23 protein-coding genes are annotated in these 26,488 nt (G+C 50.8%); 11 read left to right on the forward strand and 12 right to left on the reverse strand.

All coding sequences use genetic code 11. From position 1 onward, the window contains the following. The first annotated feature begins 23 nt into the window (after positions 1 to 23). The 4 genes from AC5JLP_RS32995 to AC5JLP_RS33010 all read left to right on the forward strand — a co-directional run bounded on the left by AC5JLP_RS32995 (position 24) and on the right by AC5JLP_RS33010 (position 4,614). Entirely contained in the window at positions 24 to 1,163 is a 1,140-nt protein-coding gene (locus AC5JLP_RS32995; protein WP_496072108.1) for an EndoU domain-containing protein, read from the forward strand. 5 nt (positions 1,164 to 1,168) lie between these two features. Next, the gene (locus AC5JLP_RS33000; RefSeq protein ID WP_496072109.1) at positions 1,169 to 2,803 is read left to right on the forward strand and encodes a phospholipase D-like domain-containing protein; all 1,635 of its coding nucleotides are present in this window, start codon (positions 1,169 to 1,171) and stop codon (positions 2,801 to 2,803) included. 395 nt (positions 2,804 to 3,198) lie between these two features. Next, positions 3,199 to 3,468 (forward strand): Uma2 family endonuclease, encoded by a 270-nt coding sequence (locus AC5JLP_RS33005; RefSeq protein ID WP_496072110.1) that lies wholly within the window; start codon positions 3,199 to 3,201, stop codon positions 3,466 to 3,468. Positions 3,469 to 3,750: 282 nt separating this feature from the next. Continuing rightward, complete coding sequence (locus AC5JLP_RS33010; protein WP_496072111.1) at positions 3,751 to 4,614, forward strand: SWIM zinc finger family protein; 864 nt, start codon at positions 3,751 to 3,753, stop codon at positions 4,612 to 4,614. Between the two features lie 43 nt (positions 4,615 to 4,657). Here AC5JLP_RS33010 and AC5JLP_RS33015 read toward each other — a convergent pair whose 3' ends face one another. Then, positions 4,658 to 5,350, reverse strand: a complete 693-nt coding sequence (locus AC5JLP_RS33015; RefSeq protein WP_496072112.1) for a Crp/Fnr family transcriptional regulator — start codon at positions 5,348 to 5,350, stop codon at positions 4,658 to 4,660. A 372-nt stretch (positions 5,351 to 5,722) separates the two neighbouring features. Between AC5JLP_RS33015 and AC5JLP_RS33020 the strand changes: the two genes are divergently transcribed. Together AC5JLP_RS33020 and folP are read left to right on the forward strand one after the other, a co-directional pair. Next, entirely contained in the window at positions 5,723 to 6,640 is a 918-nt protein-coding gene (locus AC5JLP_RS33020) for a hypothetical protein (protein ID WP_496072113.1), read from the forward strand. Positions 6,641 to 7,063: 423 nt separating this feature from the next. Further along, the gene (gene folP, locus AC5JLP_RS33025; protein WP_496072114.1) at positions 7,064 to 7,924 is read left to right on the forward strand and encodes a dihydropteroate synthase; all 861 of its coding nucleotides are present in this window, start codon (positions 7,064 to 7,066) and stop codon (positions 7,922 to 7,924) included. Positions 7,925 to 7,943: 19 nt separating this feature from the next. On the opposite strand, the gene AC5JLP_RS33030 is transcribed toward folP, so the two are convergent. Beyond that, positions 7,944 to 8,672 carry a hypothetical protein gene (locus AC5JLP_RS33030; protein WP_496072115.1) on the reverse strand — a complete coding sequence of 243 codons (729 nt, stop codon included), beginning with the start codon at positions 8,670 to 8,672 and terminating at the stop codon, positions 7,944 to 7,946. Positions 8,673 to 8,915: 243 nt separating this feature from the next. Next, positions 8,916 to 9,590, reverse strand: coding sequence for a hypothetical protein (locus AC5JLP_RS33035; protein WP_496072116.1), 675 nt, complete (start codon positions 9,588 to 9,590; stop codon positions 8,916 to 8,918). A 401-nt stretch (positions 9,591 to 9,991) separates the two neighbouring features. On the opposite strand from AC5JLP_RS33035, the gene obgE reads away from it, so the two are divergent. Continuing rightward, a complete protein-coding gene (obgE, locus tag AC5JLP_RS33040) occupies positions 9,992 to 11,119 on the forward strand; it encodes a GTPase ObgE (protein ID WP_496072117.1) in 1,128 nt (375 codons plus the stop codon). A gap of 26 nt (positions 11,120 to 11,145) precedes the next feature. Here the strand turns inward: obgE and AC5JLP_RS33045 are convergent, their stop codons facing one another. Together AC5JLP_RS33045 and AC5JLP_RS33050 are read right to left on the reverse strand one after the other, a co-directional pair. Next, complete coding sequence (locus tag AC5JLP_RS33045; RefSeq protein ID WP_496072118.1) at positions 11,146 to 13,077, reverse strand: serine hydrolase; 1,932 nt, start codon at positions 13,075 to 13,077, stop codon at positions 11,146 to 11,148. Positions 13,078 to 13,279: 202 nt separating this feature from the next. Beyond that, positions 13,280 to 14,302, reverse strand: a complete 1,023-nt coding sequence (locus tag AC5JLP_RS33050; RefSeq protein WP_496072119.1) for an RNA methyltransferase — start codon at positions 14,300 to 14,302, stop codon at positions 13,280 to 13,282. 120 nt (positions 14,303 to 14,422) lie between these two features. On the opposite strand from AC5JLP_RS33050, the gene AC5JLP_RS33055 reads away from it, so the two are divergent. Both AC5JLP_RS33055 and AC5JLP_RS33060 read left to right on the forward strand, forming a co-directional pair. Next, a complete protein-coding gene (locus AC5JLP_RS33055; protein ID WP_496072120.1) occupies positions 14,423 to 14,575 on the forward strand; it encodes a DUF2256 domain-containing protein in 153 nt (50 codons plus the stop codon). A 281-nt stretch (positions 14,576 to 14,856) separates the two neighbouring features. Then, positions 14,857 to 15,816 carry an isoaspartyl peptidase/L-asparaginase gene (locus AC5JLP_RS33060; protein WP_496072121.1) on the forward strand — a complete coding sequence of 320 codons (960 nt, stop codon included), beginning with the start codon at positions 14,857 to 14,859 and terminating at the stop codon, positions 15,814 to 15,816. 113 nt (positions 15,817 to 15,929) lie between these two features. On the opposite strand, the gene AC5JLP_RS33065 is transcribed toward AC5JLP_RS33060, so the two are convergent. The 6 genes from AC5JLP_RS33065 to AC5JLP_RS33090 form a co-directional block, all read right to left on the reverse strand. Then, positions 15,930 to 16,850, reverse strand: a complete 921-nt coding sequence (locus AC5JLP_RS33065) for an NAD(+) kinase (RefSeq protein ID WP_496072122.1) — start codon at positions 16,848 to 16,850, stop codon at positions 15,930 to 15,932. A gap of 89 nt (positions 16,851 to 16,939) precedes the next feature. Beyond that, entirely contained in the window at positions 16,940 to 17,245 is a 306-nt protein-coding gene (nuoK, locus tag AC5JLP_RS33070) for an NADH-quinone oxidoreductase subunit NuoK (RefSeq protein ID WP_496072123.1), read from the reverse strand. A gap of 27 nt (positions 17,246 to 17,272) precedes the next feature. Then, positions 17,273 to 17,917, reverse strand: a complete 645-nt coding sequence (locus AC5JLP_RS33075; protein ID WP_496072124.1) for an NADH-quinone oxidoreductase subunit J — start codon at positions 17,915 to 17,917, stop codon at positions 17,273 to 17,275. 78 nt (positions 17,918 to 17,995) lie between these two features. Next, positions 17,996 to 18,574, reverse strand: coding sequence for an NAD(P)H-quinone oxidoreductase subunit I (gene ndhI, locus AC5JLP_RS33080; RefSeq protein WP_496072144.1), 579 nt, complete (start codon positions 18,572 to 18,574; stop codon positions 17,996 to 17,998). 92 nt (positions 18,575 to 18,666) lie between these two features. Beyond that, a complete protein-coding gene (gene nuoH, locus AC5JLP_RS33085; protein WP_496072125.1) occupies positions 18,667 to 19,785 on the reverse strand; it encodes an NADH-quinone oxidoreductase subunit NuoH in 1,119 nt (372 codons plus the stop codon). A gap of 463 nt (positions 19,786 to 20,248) precedes the next feature. Further along, the gene (locus AC5JLP_RS33090) at positions 20,249 to 21,385 is read right to left on the reverse strand and encodes a citrate synthase (protein WP_496072126.1); all 1,137 of its coding nucleotides are present in this window, start codon (positions 21,383 to 21,385) and stop codon (positions 20,249 to 20,251) included. Positions 21,386 to 21,820: 435 nt separating this feature from the next. Between AC5JLP_RS33090 and AC5JLP_RS33095 the strand changes: the two genes are divergently transcribed. Next, the gene (locus AC5JLP_RS33095) at positions 21,821 to 22,231 is read left to right on the forward strand and encodes a hypothetical protein (protein ID WP_496072127.1); all 411 of its coding nucleotides are present in this window, start codon (positions 21,821 to 21,823) and stop codon (positions 22,229 to 22,231) included. A 373-nt stretch (positions 22,232 to 22,604) separates the two neighbouring features. Beyond that, positions 22,605 to 25,181 (forward strand): tetratricopeptide repeat protein, encoded by a 2,577-nt coding sequence (locus AC5JLP_RS33100; protein ID WP_496072128.1) that lies wholly within the window; start codon positions 22,605 to 22,607, stop codon positions 25,179 to 25,181. A gap of 4 nt (positions 25,182 to 25,185) precedes the next feature. Here AC5JLP_RS33100 and AC5JLP_RS33105 read toward each other — a convergent pair whose 3' ends face one another. Further along, entirely contained in the window at positions 25,186 to 26,484 is a 1,299-nt protein-coding gene (locus AC5JLP_RS33105; protein ID WP_496072129.1) for a DUF4231 domain-containing protein, read from the reverse strand. Positions 26,485 to 26,488 lie beyond the last annotated feature (4 nt).

Below are 26,488 nucleotides of genomic sequence, written 5' to 3' on the forward strand. Positions count from 1 at the left end.
AGTCCTGCATCAGAAGTTGCCCCATGACTTTTTTCTCCAATCGAGTGACGATCGGATTCACAGGGTTAGCGATCGGGCTAACAACCGTTTGGCTCGTCAAAAATACTCAGGCCCAGGTACCGCCCGCTGGTACTTTTACAGCGACTCAAGCTTGCCCAGCGACTCAAGCCATCAACGGTAGAAATCCCGGCAACGTCAATTTAACCGTGGGCGTTCTCTATACGGCTGAAGGCTTTAATACACCACAACGACAGTTTGTGCGGTTAGAGGTGCCTGGAGCAACACCCGATCGACGCTGGGTGCGTGCAACCTGTGGTGAGTTTCAGGCCAGCGACGGCAGCACAGTAACACCAACCGTGTCGCCCGTTGCATCGCCAACTCCAGAAACCACCAACCAGGCCAACTCATCTCTACTACCGTTTTTTGATACAGAAAATAATCCTGTTGCAGTAGATTTTCCCCCAAATGCTCAGAAGGATATTTCGCCACCGCCACCCGCGTTGGAAGAGTTCGATCAACGCATTCTAGCCTTATGCGGAGCCGAGTTTGATGCACCTGTGAGTAGCAGCAAGTTTCGGCAATTAATGACGTTTTACCCCGATGTGGTTCGCAAGCTCAAACAGGTGACTGACGGTGAACTGAAACCCAATCGTCGTTCCGACAACGAGTTTTTAGATGATTTAACCGCCATTTGGTTTGAGCAGAAGGGCTTTAAGCACATTTTCTGCGGAGAAAAGGATGGCAAGAGCATCGGTGGGTTGCATTTTGTCGGTCGCTATCTGGAGTTGCAGCAAAAGGGCATGGCAGGCCGCATTCTTCGCGCTGGCAATGGCAGAAAGGCAACGCAAGAAGTGGTCGATGGAGAAATCTACACCTTTGGGGTCGCGATCGTGCAAAACAATCGAGTGATTGCAGACAATCCTGTCAAAGGCTACCCCTACACCCTCAATGCCCAAGAAACGCTACTGGAAGGCACACGCGGGTTCAAACTGTTTAAGTCTACGTCCAGTGAATCCAGGGGCTGTTTGCTGACAGTCGCAATACCAGGTACCACCCCATATCAGGCTGTGTTCGTCAAAAAAGCGGGCGCGATTCGCACGTTTTACCCCGATGCTACGCCCGACAATGACCGTAATGGGCCATGTGACCAACCCTCTCTATAAAAGCCATGCGAAAAAAAGAGACCAATGGCGCGATCGCTGTCCAGGCGATCGCAGGCTCCTATGTTGTCCTTCTCGGTATTGATCTGGCAGAAGCGAGTAGTGCCGGGGCGCTGGGGTTTGCGATCGAGCGCATTGACCACACCGAAGATGAACGCTACTGGCTCAAAGGCTTCCGTACCTTTGAAGAAACCGATCCTAGCTTGCCTCCGGGCAGCCTTGTTTCAACATTGGAACATCCCATTCAAGCGTTTCTCTGGGGCGATTTTACCGCCAAGCCGAACCATGACTACACGTATCGCGTGGTCGCGCTGCGCGGCAAACCCAAAAAGCTAGCACAAGGCGAAACGGTAACCGTCAGAATTGCCACAGAAGACGAGGCCGTGGGCAGTCATACGGTGTACTTTAATCGGGGTGTGGCAGGTTCGCAGGCGTATGCCCGCAAGTTCAACAATTTGCCACCTGACAAGGTGCCCAAAGGTCGAGCGTGGGCATGGCTATCGCGTGGACTAGTGGAAGCACTGCTGGCATTTATCAAGCAGGCGCAGGGAAGCCAGTACGAATTGCGGGCAGCGCTGTATGAGTTTCAGTACTTGCCTGTGCTGGAGGCTTTTGAAACTGCTCAAAAAACGGGAGCCGCCGTTAAAATCATTTTCGATGCCAAGCCGAACGGACAGAACTATCCCAATCAGGCCAACCGGGAGGCGATCGCCACTGCCAAAATTGAATCCCTTACCCTTCCTCGCGAAACCAACCCCAGTTACATCGCTCACAACAAATTCATTGTATTGCTCAAAGACGGTGAGCCCATTCAAGTTTGGACAGGCTCCACCAACATTACAGATGGCGGTATTTTTGGGCATTCCAACGTAGGCCATATTGTGCGTGATCCGGCAGTTGCAGCCAGTTACCTCGACTATTGGGAGCAACTGAGCCACGATCCGACGGCAGCCAAACTCCGTCCCTTCAATGAACAACACACGCCTGTTCCAACCGACGTACCACTAGCGGGAACAACGACTATCTTCAGTCCCCGTCCTTCGCTGAAAGCACTGGAGTGGTACGTCGATCGCATGGAAGCAACCCATACGGCGGTGTTTCTCACCGCTGCCTTTGGTGTCAATGATCTGCTAGCAGCGGTCTTAGCCAAGGATAATGATTACCTGCGCTACGTATTGCTAGAGAAAGAAGGCGGCAACATTGAAACGCTACGACGCGATCCAGATACACGCATTGCCGTCGGTGCGGTCAAAAAAGGCGGTACCTTCGATCGCTTCTTGCAAGAAAAGACGACTAATCTCAACACCCATGTTCGGTACATTCATACCAAGTACATGCTGATTGATCCCCTGAGTGACGATCCGATCGTCATCACAGGTTCCGCCAACTTCAGCGATGCTTCGACCAAAAACAACGACGAAAATATGCTGGTCATCCGGGGCGATCGACGCGTGGCCGATATTTATCTAGGCGAATTCATGCGGCTGTTTAACCACTACTACGCCCGCTACGTCACCACTCTCCAAAATGCAGCACCCAACGAGGCGCGATCGGTGTTCCTCAAACCCGATGATTCCTGGCTCAAGGGCTATTACGAAGCAGGCTCACCCAAGCAAAAAGAGCGTCTTTATTTTGCGAATTGAGGCAGTTCTATAAGAAGGCAGGGAAGCAGAGGAAGCAGGGGAGGCAGGAGGAGCAAGGGAAGCAAGGGAAGCAGGAGGCAGGGGAAGCAGAGGAGGCAGGGGGGCAATTCGCAACTCAAAACCTCTACGCTGACGGCTGATAGCTGAGCGCTAACCGCTTAATCACCTCAAAACTCAAAACTCTCCTTCGCCCCTCATACCAATTTGAATTGAAAATACGACACATCCTGTAGGGGCAAGGCATTGCCTTGCCCCTACCCACCGATTGATCTGTAACCGTCATTCTTTAAATCGATATCACTCCTCATTCCTCACTCCTTCCCCCTCCCCTAAGTTTGCTACGCTAATTAAGTTTGCTACGCTAATAAACATCGGCAGTAGACCAGGTGTTTGTCATGTCTTCTGTTCAAGAGCCAGTCATTGCTTTACCAGACGCAGACGTGCTGCTGCCACCCTGCGATTTATACAGCGACGAGCCACCGTTGAAAGAAGACAGTAAAACACCTAACGTCATTATTGAAGTGCTTTCAGAAAGTAAAGCAGCGGTCGATCGAGGCTTAAAAAAACAGCTTTATCAGAATGTACTTAAAATCTACGATTACTTTTGGTTCGATCCCGATAGCCTGGAATTTGCAGGCTTCTCACTGGTGAGCGGTCAATATTAATCGCTTCAGCCCAATGCTCAGGGGCAGCTTTGGAGCCAACAGCTACAATTGTTTCTGGGCCTTTACAATGATAAATTACGGTACTCCACGCCTGAGGGTCAACTGGTTCCCTCCCCGACTGAGGCCGCTTTGTCATCCCAGCAGCGCGCCGATCAAGAGTCTCAACGTACCGATCGCTTGGCCGCTAAATTGCGCGAACTCAACATTGATCCAGAGACTCTCTAAGCCTTCCTGCGATCGCCTCTATCCCTTATCCTTCATCCCTCATCCTTTACCCTTTCCATGTCCGACCCCTACTCTCAACCAAACCGCGAATGGTGGGCACAGCGCTGGATTGACGTGTTGGAATCCTTCGGCTGGGTACGGCGCTTGGCACGTGCTCGCACGTATGCTCGCGAAGGCAACGTCCTCAATATTGACTTTAAAGGTTCAAAAGTTACGGCTAGAGTGCAAGGCACGGCACCAGACCCTTATAAGGTGTCTCTTTCGCTTGACCCGTTTGGGGATGATCAATGGAGCTATGTCATTGAATCGATGGCGCAACAGGCGATTTTTTCAGCAAAGTTGCTGGCGGGGGAGATGCCCCAAAACATTGAAGAGGTCTTTACTGCAAACGGGTTGAGTCTGTTTCCGTTTACCAAGTTTGATATTCACAGCAAATGTTCCTGCCCCGATCCAGCAAACCCGTGTAAGCACATTGGGGCTGTGTATTATTTGTTGGGCGATCGCTTTAGCGAAGATCCCTTTGTACTGTTTCAGCTCAGGGGGCGCACAAAAGAACAAATCATCGAAGCGTTACGCCAGATTCGAAGCGCAGGCAATGCAGACAACGGCAGCACTCAGGATGAAAGCCTAACCACCTCAAGAGCGACCGAGCAAAGCCAAACTACCGCGCCTTTAGCTATTGATCGCTTCTGGGACTACTCAGAGCAGCTTGAGTCGTCGCTGGTTGTCATCGCGCCTCCACCCAGCAGCGAGACAGTGCTGGATGTGCTTGGACCCATACTGCTGAAGATTGAAGCCAATGCAGAGGCCGCGATCGCGCAAGCTGAAACTCAGGCAACAGCAGCATACCTTAAAACCGTTTACCAAGCTGTCAGTCAACAAGCGCTTCTGACTGCCATGAATACAGAAGGCGCAACCTGAAGACCGTACAATCCAGAGCATTCCCAAACGCATCAATCGCGCGTCAGGTACGAGTCAGCGTTGAGTCTGTTGGAATACAAAGCAAGTTGTCTCCCTGGGTACGAATCATGCCACGCTGGCGAAGTTTACCCATGAGACGAGTCACGGTGACACGGGTAGAGCCGATCGCGCTACCAATCTGAGCGTGGGTGAGTGGAAATGGCAAGCAATAGCCTTGCTCCGTTGGTTCGCCATACTCTTCGATGAGCAGCGTCAGAAAACCAAGTAAGCGATCGATCGTTCGCCGCTGCCCTAGTGTGCTGAGCCAGAGAAGCTTACGCTGATGCTGGTAGCGAAACGCATCCAAAACCTCTCGACGAAAATGGGGCCAGTTATCCAAATCATGCCAGTACATCCAAAGCACAGAGGTCTGATCGACGTGGGCATAACTTTGCAGGGTAAAGGGCGACTGAGCCACAATTTCAAAGGGTTGCCCTGCGCCAACAAATCCTAAGAAAGCTTCTTCGGGGCTAATGCGTGGCAAACGCGATGAACTGCTGCCAGTAGCATTCACCTGTGCGCTACCGACTAAGCGAACAGCACCACGTTGAACCAAATAGACAAGCCCAGGTCTAGTGGGCAGCTTTTCGTCTTTAGCAAACGTGCGAACACGGTAATGCTCCTGAGACCAATCAATAATTCGTTGCCAGGTTAGGAAAGGACGAGATGCCTCTGAATTAGATGTTACTGAGTACATAGGCTGGAGGCTATAGGATTTGCTAGGGACAGCAGGGAAAACATGAAAAGCACTCACTGCGACTAGAACGCCAGACTCTAATCCTTAAGCTGAGATCTGAGCACTACGACAGAACGGTATGATTTAGTTTACCTTCACATCTCTCTCATGATCGTAGCAAGTACATTAGATACATTAATTAAACTAATCACGCTAGCTTTAGCGTTGCCGTAGTGAAGACGTTTCTGTGACGAACAGTACCTCTAACAAAGCAACGTATCAACGCGCTCAATTTAAGTGTTCAACAGTCTACAGAACCGTCAGATGCGAATAGTGGCGACTTTAAGGAACAAAGCTTGATCAGAACTGGCACAAAATAGGCCAGCTTTTGCAATGCTATCACTGTTACGAATAAGACTGCATCATGCGATCGACTTGTGGAAAGCATCCCAGGCAGTTACAACAGCTAACGATGCTTCCTCTACCTGCAAGGAGCATGGAGCAAGTGCTTTGACGGCTCAAGCCATACCGATCAAGCGTGTCGGAAATGCTACGTCCTTGCGTTACGCTTGCGCGATCGCGCACCAACTTGCCACCTCTCCCGATCAAGCATCAACGATCGCGGCTCAACTGGTCGATACTCTGCGGCACGCTTTAGCAAAGGATCCAGACGCATCGTTCCAAGAGGCATTGTTCCAAGAGATAGGCATCGACGCTACGGCTACCGGGTTTATTCAGTTTGAGGTAGGCGATCGCGCGATCGCCACCTGGCTGAACTTACGGCTTGCCCACGCACAACCGCTGCCCCCATTGCCAACCATTCCATTAGGTGAAGCCGAGCGGCAACGCATGCTGCAATCCCCAGCCGTGTTTGACGCACAGCACGCCCACGCCCGTTGTTGCTCACTTTTACGCCTTGCCCACTATGAGGCACTCATTCACTTAGACCGACTGGCAGCATCGCCACAAGACTGGCAGTTTCGCAGCCCAGCAACGGTTCCCTGGCTCAAACACACCGAGGAACTGAACGTCCTCTATCCGGTCGATCGCGCTTTAATTGCTCAATTGCTGGATGCCCACGATCATCTGTTCGATGCATCCCGCCCTCGTACCCAGTCATCCGTGCTGCGATCGACACAACTCGTTGCACATGCTTTTCAAGCGTTTCATCGTGCTTATCCTCTATACGGAGGCAGGCCTGAAGATGCCGCTATCGTCGTAGTGAGATTAGGATTACTAATGATTACTCAGCGCGTTTTGCACCTGCTTTTGCATGATGGACTTAAGCTGTACCCTGCCGCAGAACTCTAGGCGGCTGCCTGCCCGCACCATCAAGAACTGTCAATGCTAGAACGCGCTTATATAGATTTTCTTGCTCAATAAAGGCGTAGACAAACAGGTTGCCTTCAGCTATAGTCTTAAGTGTGTGAGGAGCGAACCAGCAAGGGCACCGAGACGAAACACGGTCAGTCGTCGGTGCCCTTCCTGATTTTAAAGTGTCGCTTAAGCGTGTCGCTCGTTCCCACAAAGATTTTTACAGTCAGAGATTTTCATAGTCAAAGGTTTTCATAGAGCATTCAGCCTGATGCAACACAGGATTAGGACTTACGCAAAAGCGATTATCTTTCGCCCCCTAGCCCCCAATGCTGGGGGAACCGAGCTAATTAAAGCCCCCAGCATTGGAGGTTTGGGGGCAAATGCGTAAGTCCTAAGGATGAATTGAAACGACTCAGGATGTCTCCAACAGTTTCACCACTTTTACCCTGGACAATCAGATCTCGTTCTTTTGACTGGGGCGATCGCACCTATTTGATGGGTGTACTCAACGTGACACCGGATAGTTTCAGTGATGGCGGTTTATTCAACAGTCTGGAAACAGCGATCGTCCACGCGCGTACCCTTGTAGCCGCTGGTGCAGATATTCTCGATGTTGGTGGACAGTCCACACGACCGAATGCGGTTGAGGTTTCGCTCGACGAAGAGCTTCATCGTGTAGTGCCTATTATTGAGCAGATACGGCAAGAAACAGATATTCCCCTTTCAATTGATACGACACGGGCAGCGGTTGCTCAAGCGGCGATCGCGGCGGGTGCAGATATTGTGAACGATATTTCTGGCGCAACCTATGATGCTGACATGTTACCAGCCGTTGCAGCCCTGAATGTGCCCCTGATCTTGATGCATCTGCGCGGTACGCCTCAAACCATGCAGCAACTCACAGAGTATGGCGACGTAGTTGAGGACATCCGTGCCTTTTTGAACGCACGCCTTGAGGCTGCGATCGCCTGTGGTGTTGACCGTGCAAGTATTGCGATCGATCCAGGCATCGGCTTTGCTAAAACCTATCAGCAAAATTTAGAAATCTTGCGTCGCTTGCCTGAGTTGCGTTCTCTAACGTGCCCCCTTTTGGTAGGAGCATCGCGCAAAAGCTTTATTGGGCACATCCTAAACCAACCCAGCCCGAAAGAGCGAGTGTGGGGCACAGCCGCCGCCTGTAGTGCCGCGATCGCAGGTGGTGCTGATATTCTCCGCGTTCACGATGTGCGTGAGCTAAAGGACGTTTGTCAAGTTGCTGATGCTATCTTCAGGTTTTAATCAAAACGTTTCAAACACGTCATCCATCTGATGAAGACCGAGAAAGTTGCTGCACTTCGTGTTGAACGCTCATGCCAATTTTTAAGGCTTCGTTGAGTAATTCAACATACTCACTGGCCTGATTGTTTACCTCCAATGTTCTCAAGCTGATCAAGTTTGCCTCAATATTTGCCAGGAGATCGGCGCGACGTGCTAGAAGGCTACGATGTTGCCGCAAGATTTTTTCCGTCATAAGACCGCAAACCAAACTGTTGCGCGCGATCGTGAGGGCTTCGATCGCCTGCTGACGCTCCATCGTATGGGTGTGTAAATGGTCGATCGCATCCAGTCGATCGACCACAACAACAGCTTGCAGCACTTCGTTGTATTGATCAACTTCATCCAATAGCCTTGCCAATGGCAAAAAGGCTTTGCTGCGCCAGATCATAGCCACATTCCAGCCAATCACCAGAACCACTGTAAGGCTTAAAGTGATGGATAAAAACCTTGAAATGGTTGGCAAATCGCTAACAGTATTGGCATGATTCCGAATGATGAGTAGACCAACTGGCAGCGTCAAAATCAGCGTCAAGATGAGTACGAATACTTGCATCAGGCCAAACGAAAGCCAACGTTTAGGAGCGTTGAAGAGGCCAGGACGAAAGCCACCACCAATCATACTGCCGATGAAGAGATCATTGACTTCAAGGCCAGTGAGACGTTCTAGCTCTTTGGTTGTAATCGCTAAAGCATTCAATTCGGAGTTCATCTCGTGCAGCGCTAATATCTGGAATGTTTGAAATTCTGGAATGCCTGAGAGGATGTCTTAAAAGCAACAAAGCAGCGAGCAACGGATAAAGAACGGATGAATCGGATGGTAAATTTCGAGCGAGAGCCATTATCTATCCGTTTCATTCGGTATAAATCCGCTGATAATCATACTTCTCAGACATCCTCTGAAACTCTGGAAAGTCTGAATTTAAATGATTGAGGTTTTAGAAAGGCATAATATTCAGGTTAAAAGGCTGATGAGAGCATTCCAGACACCTGAAAAGAAACTTCCTTCTCTAGCGCGAAATAATTCAAACTGACCTGGAGAACCAAAGAAAGGGCGCAACGTCCACCCAAGCTGACTGCCAACAAAGCCATAAAGCACTAACCAAAAGCGAAGAATGTTTCTGCGTACTTTTATGCTTTGACTAGCACCATCCTCTTCGATCGGTTTCATCACCTGGTACAGAAAGGACACACCCAGCACACCCGTTAACGCAAAGATCGCTACATTTAGTAATAGGAAGAACGAGTAATCGTTCACAGTAATTAAGAAAAAGAGCGTTACTGGAGCAAAACCACACAAGAGGATGGCAATGACAGAAACGGCTGTCAATAAATAGGTGAAGTGTTGCCCGATCGTCTGCTTTGAACCAAAAAGCGCATTAAAAATATAGAGCGTCGGCAGACAAATCAACAGTGTTAGCAAGTACAAAGCTGGTAGTTTGATCGCTGAGGATGCCACTTGCGGCAAACTATGAAAGGCTCCAATAATGGCACCATAAAGGGCGAAAAAACAAGAGCTGGAAATGAGGAGCGCTGTGATTTTACTTTTGAGTCCAATCCCGTCGTAGATTTCGGCTAAGAAATCTTTGCGATCGCGTAGTAGCGCAATCACCGTAGAAAAATAGTTCATGGGTGAATCTCCTATATGCAGTAGGGTGAACCGGGAGCGATCAAACCGGGGACGCATCGTTACATACAGGTCAGTTCGGGTTATTACAGATGCTTTATAGAAACCTTATGGTTTGAGGCAAAAGGTAGAAGGTAAAAGGCTAAAGAAGTTGTTGGTTTTTAGAAGGAGGCTGGATGGTTGACGGCTGATCGCTGATCGCTAATGCCTGATGGCTGATCGCTGACCGCTGATAGTTCTTCAACTCAAAACCCAAAACTCAAAACTTCTACGCTGACGGTTGACGGCTGAGCGCTGATGGCTGAGCGCTATTTGATCAAGAATCAAGTCAAAGAACTAACGGGTTGTCGATTGCATTCGTCGCAATTGCCTATGATGAAGAGTGAAGGCGTTAGTTTCGTGACATGCAATTTATCGATCAGGCCGAGGTTCAGGTACAGGCAGGGAACGGAGGCGATGGGTTAGTGGCCTTTCGGCGTGAGAAGTATGTACCCGCTGGTGGCCCTTCTGGCGGTAATGGGGGCCGGGGTGGTTCCGTATTGTTTCGCGCGGTCGAAAATTTGCAAACGCTTTTAGATTTTCGCTACAACCACTTATTTAAGGCGGATGATGGACAGCGGGGTGGGCCAAACAACCGGACTGGCGCATCAGGGCACGATCGCATCATTGATGTTCCTTGCGGCACGATGATCTACGATGCGGAAACAGAAGCGTTGCTCTGCGATCTTGTCAGCCCGAATCAAACGTTTTGTGTGGCGACGGGGGGCAAGGGTGGCCTGGGCAACCAGCATTTTCTCAGTAATCGCAACCGTGCGCCGGAACGAGCTTTACCCGGCTTACCTGGAGAAGCTCGCTTTCTGCGGTTGGAACTCAAGCTGTTAGCAGAGGTGGGTATCATCGGGTTGCCAAATGCAGGCAAATCAACGTTAATTGCAGCCCTCTCGTCTGCCAGACCGAAAATTGCCGATTATCCTTTTACAACGCTGGTGCCCAATTTGGGGGTGGTGCGTAAGCCAACGGGCGATGGCACGGTCTTTGCTGACATTCCAGGATTGATTGAAGGCGCACATACAGGGACAGGTTTAGGCCACGACTTTTTGCGTCATGTCGAGCGCACGCGCCTGCTCTTACATCTCATTGATGTCACCAGTCCCGATGCGATCGCCGACTACCACACGATTCAACAAGAGCTGCATGCCTATGGACGTGGATTGCCCGATCGTCCTCAGCTATTGGCACTCAGCAAGCTTGATGCGATGAGCCAAGACGCTGAAACTGTTAATGAACTTGCGGCTCAACTGCATACCTTAAGTCAGGTGCCTGTATTTCAAATCTCAGCCGTAGCACGCACAGGGCTAGAACCATTGCTCAATCAGGTTTGGCAATCACTTGAGGTCTTGCAGGCAGAGGCATTAGAGGCAGAAGCGCTGCTGAAGGCTACGGCAGCAGAACCGGAGACAGCTTTGCCACTAGACGCGATCGCCTCTAATCAGGCAATACTGGATGCCGATCTGACCGCTCCGCTTTCCTGAGTCACGACACCAGAGACCTCTAGCCGCTATGGAGACGAAGTAACGGCTGTCTTTATCGGCACAGTAGAACCAAGGCTTGAAACATCACTATCAGCGACGGGAATTGACTGGCCCGATGATTCAGGCATTAGCGCCTGACTGCTTGGTGCCGTTGGTGTACGGTTGAGGTATTGATAGACGGTGCGAGATGCCTTTTGTACCAAGTCATACGCCTGATCGTCGTTGTACGATCGCTTCACTAGAACTGTGAGCGCATAACGCTTGCCGTTTGGCATATCGATCAGCCCTACATCTCCAATCATGCCGCCAATGTCGCCTGTTTTATGAGCAATGGTGGCCCCTTTCTCTAAGCCCTGTGGTAATTGGCTGTGATTGACCGTTCGCTGCATAATGTCTAACAGCCGATCGCGCGATCGCATGGAAACAAGCTCTCCCTGACTGATGCGGGTCATCAGCAGTGACATATCTTTGGGGCTTGTAGTATTTGTGCCACTTAAGTCAGGCAGCAAGCTGTTGATCGCCGTTGACATCAACCCCCAAGACTGAAAGCGTTGGTCTAACGCAGCCATACCGCCTAAACGAGCAATCACCATATTAGTAGCGGTGTTATCGCTAATGGTGATCATTTTAGTCACGGTTTCCAGCGCGGTAAACTGGCTACCAACAGGCATCCCCTGCATCTCGCCCGATCCACCCGCTACCAATTCTTTTCGCATGGTGAGCAATTCATCCAAGCGAATCTTACCTGCATCAACATCCTGAAAAAAAGCAACCAGAATTGGCACTTTGATGGTGCTGGCAGCAGCAAAGGAGGCACCACCATTTAGATCTAGATAGGAACTGGTATCGAGGTCAAATAAAAAGATGCCTGGCGTTAGTCGAGGGTTTTGCAACGCCAGAGTTTGGAGAGCCGCTTTCAGGGATGTTAGTTCCTGCCCCATTTTAGGTAGTTGCGTAGCAGAGGCGCTTTCTCCGCTGAGACCGCTTCCACCAAGATTGCTCTGAGAGGCTGTTGCAGATCGATCGCCCCTAGTGCTTTCAGTAGCATCCGCTTTCTTTGTCGCCTGTTGGGAAGCGCCTGCGGACAATCGAGCCGCAGGGTCTAGCACAGACAATATCGTACCGACCAAAACGCCAATGCCAACGCTCAAAATCAGCATTCGGGCTGCATAGAGACCTGCCGAGAAACCCCGCGATCGCGGCTGAGAAGCCGCATCTCGCCTACGACTTTGCATCCCTGGACGAGACTTCAGTCGCTCTGTGATTGTCCGCTCTAAAAGGTCTGAAGTTGTCTGCTGCTGGGCCGCATCCCCACGACGTGAACGTTCCCGCACCTCTCGTTTCAGCGCTAAGCCCCTGGCCTGAGCACGCCGATCGGTAGGAGAAGGCTGCAAAACTGTCAGTGCATGAGAGCCAAAACTTTGTAGGGTGGTTGGTTGCTTCATGCCGCGTCGCCAACCATCCTGTCGAGCTAGCTGTTTTCCTTTTGGTGGTGCAGCGTTGCTGGAGGCAGGCGACCAGCTACTCACCTGGCGCGATCGTCCATCAACCGCCTGCCGCAGTTGGGCTTCTGCCAGCTTAGAAGCCGCTTGTTCACGAGATACTGGTTTAGATGGCTGCCTCAACCGTTGCAAAAAATTGGGCGATGGAGTAGCGCCATTGGCAGGAATATCTTTTCGCCTTGCCTGCTGCCGTGCTGATCGACGCAAGGCACGCTTGTTGGCCTGCCCAAACACTATTTGCCAGAGTGTCTGACGCGGTTGTCGTGCCGCAACGTTTTTCACCCCAGAGTTTTTCACCTCAGATAATGGCGCTGTTCCTAAGCGTCTTTGTTCTGATGGCAACTGCCGCTCAGAGTTAGCATAATCGTGCGCCCCTCGCTCTGGTTTCGCCGCGCGAGCGGACGTTGACGAATCATGGCTGCGTGACCTGCGTGACAGACCGCCCGTTTCTGGCATAGCACACTCCGACAAAAGCTGAGGGACGAATCAGGATTGACGCAATAGTTTTCGCACACTTCTCGACAATGGGCAAGAGGCAAAACGGGCAAGAGGCAAAATCTTAAGCCCTACTTGCAATCGACGTACCCTGTCAACCAAGAGCTATCAGAATTGTAGACCAACCATTTCTAAAACGAACGTGGTTTCTTTAACCGCTAGCCTAGCTCCCTAATATATTTTCACCTCGATCGTTCTCTGCATCTGCCAGCACAGAACCACCTGAAGGACTACTTTTCCTTTCGTTAATTTTTTGTATCGCCCACTCAACCTGGCTTAAAATGCCGCGTAACATTGCGACTTCTTCACTAGAAAGCAGTGCGCGATTATACAACCGACGAAATTTTTGCATGCGGCTGGCAGCAGTATGTGGGTGGAGATAGCCGATCGCCAGTAGCAAGGCTTCGAGTTGGTGGTAATAGCCCTCCAGGACATCAAGAGGGGCGGGCGGGGAGTGGGGAGTAGGGAGTGGATGGGTTGAGTTTTGAGTTTTGAGTTTTGAGTTTTGAGTTTCAAGGGTTGAATCGAGATGTTCTTGTTCCCTCGCTCTCCCTACCACCTCTAACTCATCTACCCCTTCTACCCCCTGCCCTCTGCCTTCTGCCCCCTCCCCCCTGCCTTCTACCTCCCGCCCCCTGCCCCCTTTGCTCCCCTTACCCCCTCTGCCCTCTACCTCCTGCTCCCACTGATAGAGTTCATAGCAGCAAATAGCGACCGCTTGTGCGAGATTCAAAGACGCATAGGCAGGGCTAGAAGGAATGGCGACAAACCGCTGGGCATAGTTGAGTTCCTCGTTGCTCAACCCGCGATCTTCGGGGCCAAAGATGATCGCACTCCGTTCTTGAGACACTGCTTCGAGTAACCAGGGCAAGGCAGTTCTAGGAGGCTCTAACACAGTGGATACTCTGGGTCGAGCCGTTGTGGCGATCGCCCGCTGACATCCCTGCAACGCTTCTGGCAACGTAGAAACCACGATCGCCGCTTCCAAAACATCGGCAGCATGAACCGCCATCAACCGGGCTTCTTCTCCCACTGGATCGCACTTTGGCTTGACTAACACTAAATGCTGTAAGCCCATGTTTTTCATCACACGGGCGATCGCGCCTACATTTAGTGCCCCGGCAGGCTCAACCAAGACGATGCGGATCGCTGCCAATCCCAACTCAGTCATAATGTTAGAAGGCATGCTAGAAGGTAAAAGGCAAAAGGTAGAAAGACCGTGAAAGCCTAACCTCCAATGTACAAGCTGCGATCGCCATATTCGCCTTCTTTAGCCTTCATCCTTTATCCTTCACTCCTTACTCTCATGGCACGCGCCCGCTCCAAAGCTGATCTGCCAACCAAAGTTTGTCCTGTATGCGATCGACCCTTTACCTGGCGCAAAAAGTGGGAAGCCTGCTGGGATGACGTGAAATATTGCTCAGAGCGCTGTCGCCGACATCGGTCTAAGAGCGATTAGTTTTTGGTTTTTAGTTGTTAGCCATTAGCAGTTTCGATCGGCTCACCGTTGCTTAATGGTGTTGAAGGATGAGCTAGAGAGTAGTTTAAGCAGATTGCTGTACTGAGCCTTGCAATTTTAGAGCCATAGAGAATGCTAAGCTTTGTTTCCCCAGTCTTTTGGTGAAGGGGCTAAAGCACTTAGCTGCACTATTTTCTTACGTCAAGACCAGCAACTTTTCTGACATGCCCATAGGGCTTTAAACCAATCACTCAACACGTCTACAGCACAGAGGTTCAGTCATGTCAGCATCACGGGTGCAACCCAAACTGATTATTCACGGTGGAGCCGGAAGCTCCTTAAAGGGCAAGGGTGGTGTTGAGTCGGTGCGAAAATCGCTTTACCGGGTGATTGATGAAGTGTATGCCTTATTGCTCTCAGGAGCCGAGGCTCAAGCAGCGGTCATTCACGGCTGTCAGATGCTAGAAGATGATCCCCGCTTTAATGCAGGCACTGGCTCCGTCCTGCAATCAGATGGGCAAATTCGCATGAGTGCAGCGTTGATGAATGGGCTAACCCAACGGTTTAGCGGAGTCATTAACGTTTCGCGGGTGCAGAATCCCATCCATCTTGCCAGGGCACTGCAAAACTCTCACGATCGCGTCCTCTCGGATTACGGAGCCGCCGAACTACTGCGCGAACTAGAGCTACCTGCCTACGATCCCCTGACCGAAATTCGCTTACAGGAGTGGATATTGGAACGTCAGGGCAACTTTTCGCGCGAGATGGCAGGTGTGGTTGCAGAACGAGAATTGGTGGAAGAGACAGCGGGACGCGGCACGATCGGGGTCGTTGTCCTAGATGATCAGGGACGCATTGCCGTTGGCACCTCTACAGGTGGTAAGGGGTTTGAACGCATTGGGCGAGTCAGTGACTCTGCCATGCCCGCTGGGAACTACGCGACAGCACATGCTGCCGTAAGCTGTACTGGCATTGGTGAAGACATTATTGACGAATGTTTAGCCGCCCGTATCGTCGTGCGAGTGGATGATGGACAGTCGCTTGCTACTGCGTTTGAACGCTCCTTTCGAGAAGCACACCAACACCAGCGCGATCTGGGCGCGATCGGTCTGGATGCTACAGGTACGATCGCCTGGGGCAAAACTAGCGAAGTCCTGCTTGCCGCCTATCATAATGGCAAAAAAGTCGGCGACACACTGGAATGGAACGACGGCTTATTAGTAGGATGCATACCGGGATGACGTTTTGAGTGTTAAGCGGTCAGGGAGACGTTTTGAGTGAAAGAGCGGTCAGCGGTTAGCCATCAGCTATCAGCTTTTTAGCCTTTAGCCTTTTACCCCTTACCTTCTGCTCCCTAATTTCGATGATTGTTACTGTAATGAACTCTTGCACCCGCCCATTGCAGTTTCTCTCTCAGCGTTTGATAATACGAATAATTTTCTCGAAGAATGATAAACCTTGCCTGACAGTCGGCGGCGCGAATATCTACTCGCTGTCCAGGCCAGATGGAGGTCGCTAATACCCCATCCATCCACAGTTTTGTATTCAGTTCATAATCGGCTAGAGGCCAGATACTGATGACAGATCCAGGAGGCAGCACGATCGGGCGGCTCGAAAGACTTAGAGGGCAAATGGGCGTAACCACGATCGCATCCATACCGGGGTGAATAATGGGGCCATTGGCTGCTACGGTGTAGCACGTCGAACCTGTTGGTGTGGCGACAATTAAGCCATCCCCCTGGTATTGATCGACCACTTCACCATCAATTTCCATTTCCAAAATTGACGTGATCATGCGATCGGCAGAGGCAGGCTTGATGCACATCTCATTTAGTGCCAGATAGCGATCGCTCATCGGCTCCAAATTCGTGCGATTGCCTTCAAAAATACCTGCTTGCAGCATCATGCGCTGTTGCACCGCAAAGCGATCCTCTAGGAGGCGATCCCAGACTTGCTCAGAACGCTCAAAGTCATCAAGCGATTCGGTTAAAAAACCCAGATGCCCACCCACATTCACTGCCAAAATTGGAATGCAGTCGGCGGCTAGATTGCGGGCGGCTGACAGCGCGGTGCCATCGCCCCCCAACACGATCGCCAGATCGATCGGATGCGTCACCGAAGCAAGAAACACAGGATAAGGATTATCTTTAGGGCCACTAGGCCCCATCAAAACCTTACAATCTCGACTTTCTAGCTGTTTGGCACACGTTTCTGCCCAGCGACGACTCATTAAATCGTCAGCCTTGTGAGCAATGATGACCTGCTTCAGTTGCACGTTGGTATCGTTTTTAGTTTTTAGTCTTTAGCGTTCAGTTTATTACCAACCAACAACTAATCACTAACAACCAACAACTTCTATCAAAGCTACCACTTCAGCAGATTAAACTGCTCCATATCCACAGTGTCGCGGTTGCGATAAATGGCAAGCACGATCGCCAGACCAACCGCCGCTTCTGCCGCTGCGATCGCAATCACAAACGTGGTAAAGACCTGCCCTTTTACATCTTGCGCATCCAGGTAGTTGGAGAACGCCATCAGGTTGAGATTAACGGCATTCAGCATCAATTCAACCGACATCAGCACCCTCACAGCGTTACGGCTGGTGATCAACCCAAAAATACCAATACAGAATAGAGCTGCCGCCAGAACCAGAAAATATTGAAGTTGCATAGACTACCTGCCTCAAAGACTCTCAACCTAGTTGTTCTGTTCAGAGGGTGTACGTGCGATCGTGGCCTCTGGCGCACCTGGTCCAACTGCAACCAACTCACGGGGGCGCTCCGGCAAAGTCAGTGCAGGCTGCTGAAGAGGCGTTACAGCATCGTCGGGCAATAATTCACGTCGCGCCAGCATAATGGCTCCAATGAGCGCCATCAACAGTAGTACCGATGCCAGTTCAAAGGGCAGCAAGAAGTCAGTAAAGAAATGCTTGCCAATCGCCACGATCGAACCATTACCCGCTGCAACCCCCGTGGAGAACGCCCAGGGCGTAGACACCACCATGACACTGAGCAGCGCAAACAGCCCTGCACAAACCAATGCTGTTGCCCCCCGTCGAATCCACGCCCTCGACACAGGCACAAAGTCCTGGCGCTTGTTCACCAGCATGATGGCAAACAAAATCAGCACGTTGACCGCACCCACGTAGATCAAAACCTGAGCTGTTGCCACAAAATCAGCATTTAGCAACAGGTACAGCCCAGCGATACTAATAAACACGCCACCCAGCAAAAAGGCTGAATAGACGATATTTGACAGTAAAACAACGCCTAACGCTGCCCCGATCGCCATCAGAGACAACAGACCAAACGAAACAATCTGAACACCTTCAGCTAAATTCACAGTGAACCGTCTCCTTACATAAAAGCGAGCAGCATTCAGTCAAGGGTGTTCCCAAGCCAAAGCCCTGACCTCTGACAGCTATTTTTCGGTTTCAACAATTTCTTCAGGACGCAGACCGGCCCGACGCGAACCTGGCGGCAAATCATGCGGTTCCACAACGCCCTTCGGCAGGTAAGCAAACTCTCTTAACGGAGTCACCATTGGGTCTCCGGTAACTTTGTAAGGCAAGCGACCAAGAGCAACGTTATCGTAGTTCAACTCGTGGCGATCGTAGGTCGAAAGCTCATATTCTTCTGTCATCGACAGGCAGTTTGTAGGGCAGTATTCCACACAGTTACCGCAGAAAATGCAAACTCCAAAATCGATGCTGTAGTGATTGAGTTTCTTCTTCTTCGTCTCAGCGTTAAACTCCCAGTCCACCACTGGCAGGTTAATTGGACAAACCCGCACACAGACTTCGCACGCAATGCACTTATCAAACTCAAAATGAATGCGTCCACGAAAGCGTTCTGATGGAATCAGCTTTTCATAGGGATACTGCACCGTCACTGGACGGCGCTGCATGTGATCAAACGTCACTGCCAGCCCTTGACCAATATACTTCGCCGCCTGCACGGTCTCTTTGGTGTAGTCACTAACTTGCTTGAGAAACTTCAGCATAAAACTCTTCTTTGAAGGATAAACGGTAAACGGTAAGGAGGCATTACTGATGTTTTAGCCTTGAGCCTTAAGTCTTTACCCTTTCGGACTCAGCCACCGAAGGCAAATGGAAAGGCAAGTTTGAGTGCTGCCGTCAACAACAAGTTAACCAGCGAAATCGGCAACAAAAACTTCCAACCTAAATCTAATAATTGATCAATCCGCACGCGAGGCACCGTCCAGCGCAGCAAAATTGCCAGGAAGACAAGCAAGTAGGCTTTGAGCACCGTCATCGTAATACCCAACGAAGCCGTAACGACCTGGAAAATCGGATTAAACTCGTCAATACCCAGCACATTCGCAACTAGCGTCAGCGGAATCGGGAAATCCCAACCACCTAGATAAAGTACAGCTACTAGCAGCGCTGACAGGACAAGGTTGACGTAGGAACCCAGGTAAAAAAGTGCAAACTTCATGCCTGAGTATTCCGTCTGATAGCCTGCTACGAGTTCTTCTTCAGCCTCCGGCAAGTCAAACGGCATCCGCTCACACTCAGCCAGGGCCGCGATCCAGAAGATCACAAAGCCCACTGGTTGCCGCCAAATGTTCCAGCCCAGAATGCCATAGCCAGACTGCTGCTGCACAATGTCGATCGTGCTGAGTGAATTGGACATCATCGCGATCGCTAACACCGACAGTGCTAACGGAATCTCATAGCTAATCGATTGAGCAGCAGCGCGTAATCCACCGAGCAGAGAGTATTTATTGTTGGAGGCATACCCCGACATTAGCAACCCGATCGGCGCAACGCTCGACAGCGCAATCCACAAAAACACGCCCATACCAACATTGGTCACTAACAGGTTTTGACCAAACGGCACAATCAGGTAAGACAAAAAGACCGGAATCACCACAATCACCGGGCCAAGCGTAAACAGCAAAGCATCTGAATTCGCCGGCACCACATCTTCTTTAAAAACCAACTTTAAGCCGTCTGCGACCGGAGCTAATACGCCCAACGGGCCAATATACTCAGGGCCGATCCGCTGCTGTGCTGCCGCTGAAATCTTTCGCTCCAGCCAAACAACCACTAGCACGCCGACCGTCGCACCAACCAACATCAGCAGCATCGGCAAGGGCATCCAAATCGCCTTTGCAGCACCGAGGGGGAGTCCCAGATCAGTCAGGGACTGGATAAAAACGTCCTGTAAGTCTATGCCTGAGTTCATCGCTTACCTGATTTGAGTCCTTATGCAGTAATCCATCGTTAACGATTAACCAACGCTGCGTACTCAGTTAGCCACAGCAGCCCACTGGTTTCCCGTAACAAGGCTGTTACATTGCCGTGCGTCCTCAGTATATCGCTGGATCGCTGCTGCACGATCGAAAACCGCTATAGATAAATACGAGGTTAGGGTATAGACGAATCGACGGCAGGTTACTGCTGTGAAAGCAGGCATTGCAGACCCTGGCTCCAGGCAAACACCGCTCTAACCTGCAAGGTCGTACCGCACTTCCGCCGCTCAAGCAAAAAGAAGCCCTCAGACTCTTAGTTCTGAGGGCTGGAGTTCCTGAAAATCGTCACTGACAATATGGTGACAAGAGTATCGTTATCAGGCAAGAGGGGTGCCGCCCATCATGCCTACACGCCTAAACGTGCTTTATCTGCAAAACCAAGCACAGTCGCCCACTTTAACGGTGCTCGATCGACACATAGGTCGCTTCATGTAACCCCGTATAAATCTGGGTCGGGCGGAAAATTCGGTTCTCGTTGAGCTGCTCTTTCCAATGCGCCAGCCAACCAGCCGTACGAGAAATGGCAAACACAGGCGTAAACAGGTCAGACGGAATGCCTAACTTGCGGTAAACCAGACCGGAGTAAAAGTCCACATTGGGATAAATACCCTTATGTCCCAGACTCTCTTCGACCGCCTTTTCAAGCTCAACCGCCACATCGTAATACTCATCCCGCCCATACTTCTCAAACAGTTGTTCTGCTAAGTGCTGCAAAATCGTTGCACGAGGGTCTTTTACTTTATAGACGCGGTGACCAAAGCCCATAATCTTACCCTTCTGGGCCAGTTGCTTCTCCAGCCAGGGACGCACATTTTCAACAGTGCCAATCTCTTCGAGCATGACAATCACTTCTTCGTTAGCGCCACCATGCAGCGGCCCCGCCAAGGTGCCAACGGCAGAAGCCACCACCGCATAAGGATCAGTCAATGTAGAAGCCGTTACTAAAGCCGAAAACGTAGACGCATTAATCGTATGCTCTGCGTGCAGCATCAGACACACATCAAAGATGTGAGCAGGAAAAGGGTCTGGTTCCCGTTCATTGAGCATGTAAAGGAAGTTCGCAGCATAACCCAGGTCGTCGCGAGGCTGCACAGGGTCATTCCCCTTACGCATCAGCTGAAACGCTGCCACCATCGTTGGAATCTTTGCCAGCAATCTGACGACTGCCGCACGAATATACGTGGGGTCATCCAGCGCACGGCGAGAGTAAAACAGCCCCAAAGCCGCAGCACAGGCTTGCAGAGCATCCATCGGATGACCGCTTTCAGGAAAGCACTTCATCATGTCGCGAATCCGGTACTTCAGCCGCCGATGATACGTAATTTCATGCTCAAATAGCTCTAATTCTTCTTTCGTCGGCAAACCACCCCAAATGAGAAGGTAAGCCGTCTCCAGAAAATTGCCCTTTGCGGCTAATTCTTCAATGGCAATGCCACGATACTCTAAAACCCCTCGCTGTCCATCTACAAAACTAATGCTGGACTGAGTTGCGGGAATACCTTCTAGACCTGCCCTATATTCGCAGACAGTCATAGTGCTACCGTTTACTTACAAAAATGGGATTACTCAAGCTAACTTATCAGAAACTAGAAAACTGTATCCTTCTGAGCTGACTGCATACCGAGCTGAAGCAGACGGCAGTGCCAGTTTCTGTAGCTTGCAGACGTTTTTGTTTACAAGAATTAACAGGGTTCAGCGATTTCGTTTGCTCACAATCAGCGCATTTGAGCACTGTAAGGACGTGCAAAGTTTTAACGCTATAGCCATTTGCATTACCACAAAGCGAGCTTCCACAAGTGGAGTTTTACACACAAAGAATTGCCGCCTCAGTAAAAAATAGTTACTATTTAAACAAGCGCATTGCTACGACAGCAAATAGCCTGTTAGTTTTTCCAGCCAATATTCTTCCTTACTCTCCAGCTCTACAGGAAGGTCTGGCTGCTTCGGCCCATTCAAACTAGGAGTTTTATGACCCAGAGACGAGCTCGTCGCCAATCAAATCAAGAATCAAATCAAGAGTACAGTGCATCCACAACGCCACGCGAGATGACGAAAACGCTGCGAGCGCGCGTTAGCCGAGAGGACACTGAAGTACGAATGGCGAGTCAATCCCGTTCAACCCACTCAAGCTTAACCAACTTAATTGAACGCGATGCCCCCCTTCAAGCGCATAGCATGCTGGTCTTGATGTATGGTCCTTTTCAAGCCGAAATGATCCCGGAAGAAGGGCAGGGTGTTGCATCATGGTTAAAAGAATGCGTTCGTAAGCACGGCATTCCTAGCCTGCTGCGGTTCGATTACCGCCGCCGTGCGCAAGTGTTTCGTCGTGATCAGTTTCAGCCTTGGCTAGAGCCACTATTGACTCAGATTTCTGGCTAAAGTCATCTTTTTGGCTAGAGAGTAGCACTTTTTTCAAGAAGGGTGGTGCGATCGCATGTTCGCACCACCCTTTTTACAGTCTTGTCATGAAGCCGTCTTGCTGCTTTGCACAGACAGTTGCGTATCATTACAGGTAATTCCACCCAGTCCTGACGCATTCTCGCGGAGCAGCAAGCTGCTTGCATCGCTATTTCAACCTGTGTAAAGCGGCTTAAGTGAATTTTCGTAGCTTGCAATGCGTCTTTACTATAAATCTAAGAACAAGCTGGAACGGCTACGGATGATGGTGTGTCGTTGAAACTGTTACTAATGATGAAGAACTTTCTCTGAGTCTTATCGTGCTGTTTTCGACACTCTGAAGCTCTCGTAACCTATGCTGAGCAAAATTCTTGGGGGACGTTACCAAATTGTTCGCCACTTAGGTGGGGGCGGCTTTGGGCAGACGTATTTGGCCAGCGATTTGCATCTTCCTGGCAAGCCTCACTGCGTGGTGAAACAGCTTAAGCCCAGAATGAGCGATCCAGAGGCGTTACAAGCCGCAAGGCGATTGTTTGATACTGAAGCAGAAGTGCTATATGCCTTGGGAAGCCACGAACAAATTCCCAGGCTTTTTGCTCACTTTGAAGAAGGGCAAGATTTTTATCTTGTGCAAGAGTTTATCGAAGGGCAGGTGCTGAGTCAAGCCTTGAAGCTCCAACCACAGCTTGCTGAATTGGAAGTCATTCATCTGCTGCAAGATCTGTTGGCTGTTCTAGAGTTTGTGCATCAACAGCAGGTGGTGCATCGTGATATTAAGCCTTCCAATTTGATTCGGCAAACGAGCGATCGCCGTCTCTTTCTCATCGATTTTGGGGCAGTCAAGCAAATTGGCGCTCAGGTGCTAGACCCTCATGATGCCAGTATCACGATCGCCGTTGGGTCTTCCGGCTACATGCCGAACGAACAGTTGGCTGGCAAGCCTCGCTTTAGCAGTGATGTTTACGCGGTCGGCATGATGGGCATTCAGTGCCTGACGGGCATCTATCCTAAAAAGCTGCGAGAAGATCCAAAAACCAGCGAAATTATCTGGCGCGATCAGGTACAGGTGAGTTCAGAGTTTGCCAACATTTTGGATACGATGGTACGCTACGACTTTCGTCAACGCTACGAATCAGCAACGGAAGCGTTAGAAGCACTACGATCGCTCACAAGGACGGCTCCGGTTGCTTCGGTACTGGCAGAGCCAACAGTGATCAGTTTTGATGGTCATCTCGCCTGGTTGGAACGAGGTGATGATTTGTTTCAACGCCAACGCTATAAGGAAGCTATCGTTGCTTACGATCGAGTTATTCAAGCCAAACCGGATGACGACATCGTGTGGTTTAAGCGCGGGATGGCGCTCGAAAATCTCAAGCGCTTTGATGATGCCGTTGCGTCTTACGATCGAGTGGTGCAACTTCACCCAGAGGATTATCTGGCGTGGTACAAACATGGTGCGGCTTGCGTCCAGCTTCAGCACTATCAGGAAGCCTTGAACTCGTTTGAGCGCGTGGTGCAACTTCAGCCCGACAACTATTGGGGATGGCACGATCGGGGTAAAGCGCTGGAACAGTTGCAGCAGTCAGAAGCCGCGATTGCCTCCTACGATCGCGCGGTACAGTTAAAGCCCGATTTCCAATTGGCGGTTGAAAGCCGCAAGCAGCTTTTGAGCCAGTTGCGTCAGGTCGATGCTCTCTACCATCTCCAGCATTACGATGAAGCGTTGGCATCCTGCGATCGTGCTATTGAACTCAATCCTGATGACTCTCTGGCATGGTTTATGCGCGGGATGGCATTAGATAATTTGCAGCGTTATGAAGACGCGGTGCTGGCGTATGACCGAGTGGTCGAAATCCAACCAGATGACCATGTGGTGTGGTTTAAGCGAGGAACTGTTCTGGAGAAGCTGCTGCGGTATGAAGAAGCGGTGGCTTCGTACTACAAGGTCGTGCAACTCCAACCAGATAACTATTGGGCCTGGTACGATCGGGGACGCCTGCTAGAAGGCCTTCAGCAACAAGAAGCCGCGATCGCGTCTTACGATCGCGCGATGCAGTTAAAGCCTGATTTTCAAGAAGCAGTGGAGGGGCGCAGGCGCGTGCTGCAACAGCTTAAATCTGGTGATATAGCATCAGACGAGGACGATGCTACAGTTGCGTCTACGGAGCAGTCTGGAGTGCCAGCGCTCGATCTTAACGCACACGATCTTCAGCATGTGCTTGAAGACTACAAGCGTCGCCTGCATGCAGACCCCACTCCAATGGCTGCACTATTGCCAAAGTCAGAAGCAACTGTCATCAGTAAGCCCAGGTTTGTAGAAGCGGTGGCTGCTGTCCTAGCTGATACACCAGAGGACACAATCATCAGCATGCCAAGAGCCGAAAATCGCTCTGAGGAGACGATGATTACGGTGCCCCTGGCTGAACCTAGCCAATCTGCTGAAAGAAGCCGCGATGATTACGATCGCCTGATCTGGGAAGGGCGCACATTGGAGAAGCAAAAGCGCCATGCAGAAGCCTTAAAAGTGTATGAACAAGCGCGTTTGTTGCGAGCAGATGATGCCAACCTTTGGCGGTGGCGAGGCAATGTTCTCTATGGCTTAGAACGGCATGAAGAGGCCATTTGGTCTTACCAGCAAGCGCTGCAACTCAAACCCGATGATGTTGATATTTGCTGCTGCTTGGGTGGTGTCTTTGTGCAGTTAAAGCGCTACCGGGAAGCAATCACCTGCTTTGAACAAGCCATTCAGCTTAAAGTAGACAGCCATACCGCCTGGTACTGGCGGGGGCGCGCACTCTATGAATTAAAGCAGTATACAGATGCCATTCATTCATTAGAGCGTGCGCTTACCATTAAGCCTGACTTTCAACCAGCCATCAACGATCGCAATCGCATTCAGAATCAGCTTAGAGCCTTGGAGCTACAGAAGTGAATCCCTAGCGCACCGCTTCGGCAGCGGTAGGATCAGATACATCAACCCCAAGCTCGGGCTCCGCTGCTTTGCCAGGATTAACCGACTCGGCCTGAGAGGGTTTGAATGCCTCTTCGGATTGCGGCAGGTCTGAAGAGGTTTTGGCGTTAACAGGTGGTGTTTCCGGCATTGTCTCTGCAAATGGGTTGGGAAGCTTAGGCACCTCTTGACCCGGAACACCCGCGATCGGACTGGGCTGAAGTGCTGGGCTTACCTCATCTAGCGGCTTACGGCTGTCGTGAGTCTCTTTATCCTTCTTGTCGCCATAGATTTCTGCCAGAGCTTCACGCATTTCTTGCAGCCAGCCTGCGTTCTCGGTTTGCAAGACGGCTTCGGTACTGGCAACCAGGGTTTCAATATTGACCCGTTGGGTTCTGGCTTCGGGAGAGAGGGCGTGCCACCACACTCGAATGTCGTACAGGTCAGCGGCTGAGATATTGCACGACACCACGTTTGTCTCAACGCGCCTAAACTCTAGAAAAGCCGTGACTGCTGCCGCCAGTGCACTACTGACGGCGATCCAAACATCGAGTCCCAACCCAGCGAGCAAGGTTCCCACAGCGCTTAGAAAAAAGATCACCTGTTGAAAGCGTCGCAACCCTTTACCCAGTCGAGCCGCTTTTTTTTGGTAATAGTTGAACTGGTCATCAACCCGCCACGCAAGGTACTGCTCAGCGGTCAGGTCACTAAAACCATCATCTCCTTCAGGCGTACCGTCCTTGGGTGGAAGGGTTTGTTTTTCGTAGGCTAGCAGATCCGTTTGGTTGACTGGGGTCTGCATCAGTCGCTTGCTAACTAGCTTGAGGGCACGTGCCAGGCGAATATCGCGTGATTCAGTTGGCGTTAGCTTTGCGGGGTTATATTCGCCAACCTGCATTCGATAGCGGTAAATCTCCTTTTTGATGGCTTCAGCGCTGCTGCGAAGCATGACCCAACTGATGCCCATGTTGAATTTCACGGAGATCGCGACCAGTACACCGAGAATAATCGGCACGGCTAGAACTGGAAAATGCAGCAGGCGCAGAAATTGCTCCTTTCCCATCCCCTGCGGCACAAGCCAATCGGGTATTTTTCTTTCAACAATAGAGTAGGTGACACCCAGCGTTGTGGCTACAACTCCCAAGATCAGGATCCAGCGTCGTTGATGGATGAAGCGCTTTTGAGCGATGGATGCATTTTGGTCGTACTTGGCAAAGCGAAGCCAGGCATCTTCAAGAATCTGGTTCCGACTGGGAGGTGTTGGGTTGGGTGCGGTGTCCGACATGTCA

This window comes from Stenomitos rutilans, assembly GCF_059505485.1.

Bases quoted from the DNA above. Each gene is read 5' to 3' on its own strand.
- AC5JLP_RS32995 (WP_496072108.1), top strand. From the start codon at position 24: ATGACTTTTTTCTCCAATCGAGTGACGATCGGATTCACAGGGTTAGCG.
- AC5JLP_RS33000 (WP_496072109.1), top strand. From the start codon at position 1,169: ATGCGAAAAAAAGAGACCAATGGCGCGATCGCTGTCCAGGCGATCGCA.
- AC5JLP_RS33005 (WP_496072110.1), top strand. From the start codon at position 3,199: ATGTCTTCTGTTCAAGAGCCAGTCATTGCTTTACCAGACGCAGACGTG.
- AC5JLP_RS33010 (WP_496072111.1), top strand. From the start codon at position 3,751: ATGTCCGACCCCTACTCTCAACCAAACCGCGAATGGTGGGCACAGCGC.
- AC5JLP_RS33015 (WP_496072112.1), bottom strand. From the start codon at position 5,350: ATGTACTCAGTAACATCTAATTCAGAGGCATCTCGTCCTTTCCTAACC.
- AC5JLP_RS33020 (WP_496072113.1), top strand. From the start codon at position 5,723: ATGCTATCACTGTTACGAATAAGACTGCATCATGCGATCGACTTGTGG.
- folP (WP_496072114.1), top strand. From the start codon at position 7,064: ATGTCTCCAACAGTTTCACCACTTTTACCCTGGACAATCAGATCTCGT.
- AC5JLP_RS33030 (WP_496072115.1), bottom strand. From the start codon at position 8,672: ATGAACTCCGAATTGAATGCTTTAGCGATTACAACCAAAGAGCTAGAA.
- AC5JLP_RS33035 (WP_496072116.1), bottom strand. From the start codon at position 9,590: ATGAACTATTTTTCTACGGTGATTGCGCTACTACGCGATCGCAAAGAT.
- obgE (WP_496072117.1), top strand. From the start codon at position 9,992: ATGCAATTTATCGATCAGGCCGAGGTTCAGGTACAGGCAGGGAACGGA.
- AC5JLP_RS33045 (WP_496072118.1), bottom strand. From the start codon at position 13,077: ATGCCAGAAACGGGCGGTCTGTCACGCAGGTCACGCAGCCATGATTCG.
- AC5JLP_RS33050 (WP_496072119.1), bottom strand. From the start codon at position 14,302: ATGCCTTCTAACATTATGACTGAGTTGGGATTGGCAGCGATCCGCATC.
- AC5JLP_RS33055 (WP_496072120.1), top strand. From the start codon at position 14,423: ATGGCACGCGCCCGCTCCAAAGCTGATCTGCCAACCAAAGTTTGTCCT.
- AC5JLP_RS33060 (WP_496072121.1), top strand. From the start codon at position 14,857: ATGTCAGCATCACGGGTGCAACCCAAACTGATTATTCACGGTGGAGCC.
- nuoK (WP_496072123.1), bottom strand. From the start codon at position 17,245: ATGCAACTTCAATATTTTCTGGTTCTGGCGGCAGCTCTATTCTGTATT.
- nuoH (WP_496072125.1), bottom strand. From the start codon at position 19,785: ATGAACTCAGGCATAGACTTACAGGACGTTTTTATCCAGTCCCTGACT.
- AC5JLP_RS33090 (WP_496072126.1), bottom strand. From the start codon at position 21,385: ATGACTGTCTGCGAATATAGGGCAGGTCTAGAAGGTATTCCCGCAACT.
- AC5JLP_RS33095 (WP_496072127.1), top strand. From the start codon at position 21,821: ATGACCCAGAGACGAGCTCGTCGCCAATCAAATCAAGAATCAAATCAA.
- AC5JLP_RS33100 (WP_496072128.1), top strand. From the start codon at position 22,605: ATGCTGAGCAAAATTCTTGGGGGACGTTACCAAATTGTTCGCCACTTA.
- AC5JLP_RS33105 (WP_496072129.1), bottom strand. From the start codon at position 26,484: ATGTCGGACACCGCACCCAACCCAACACCTCCCAGTCGGAACCAGATT.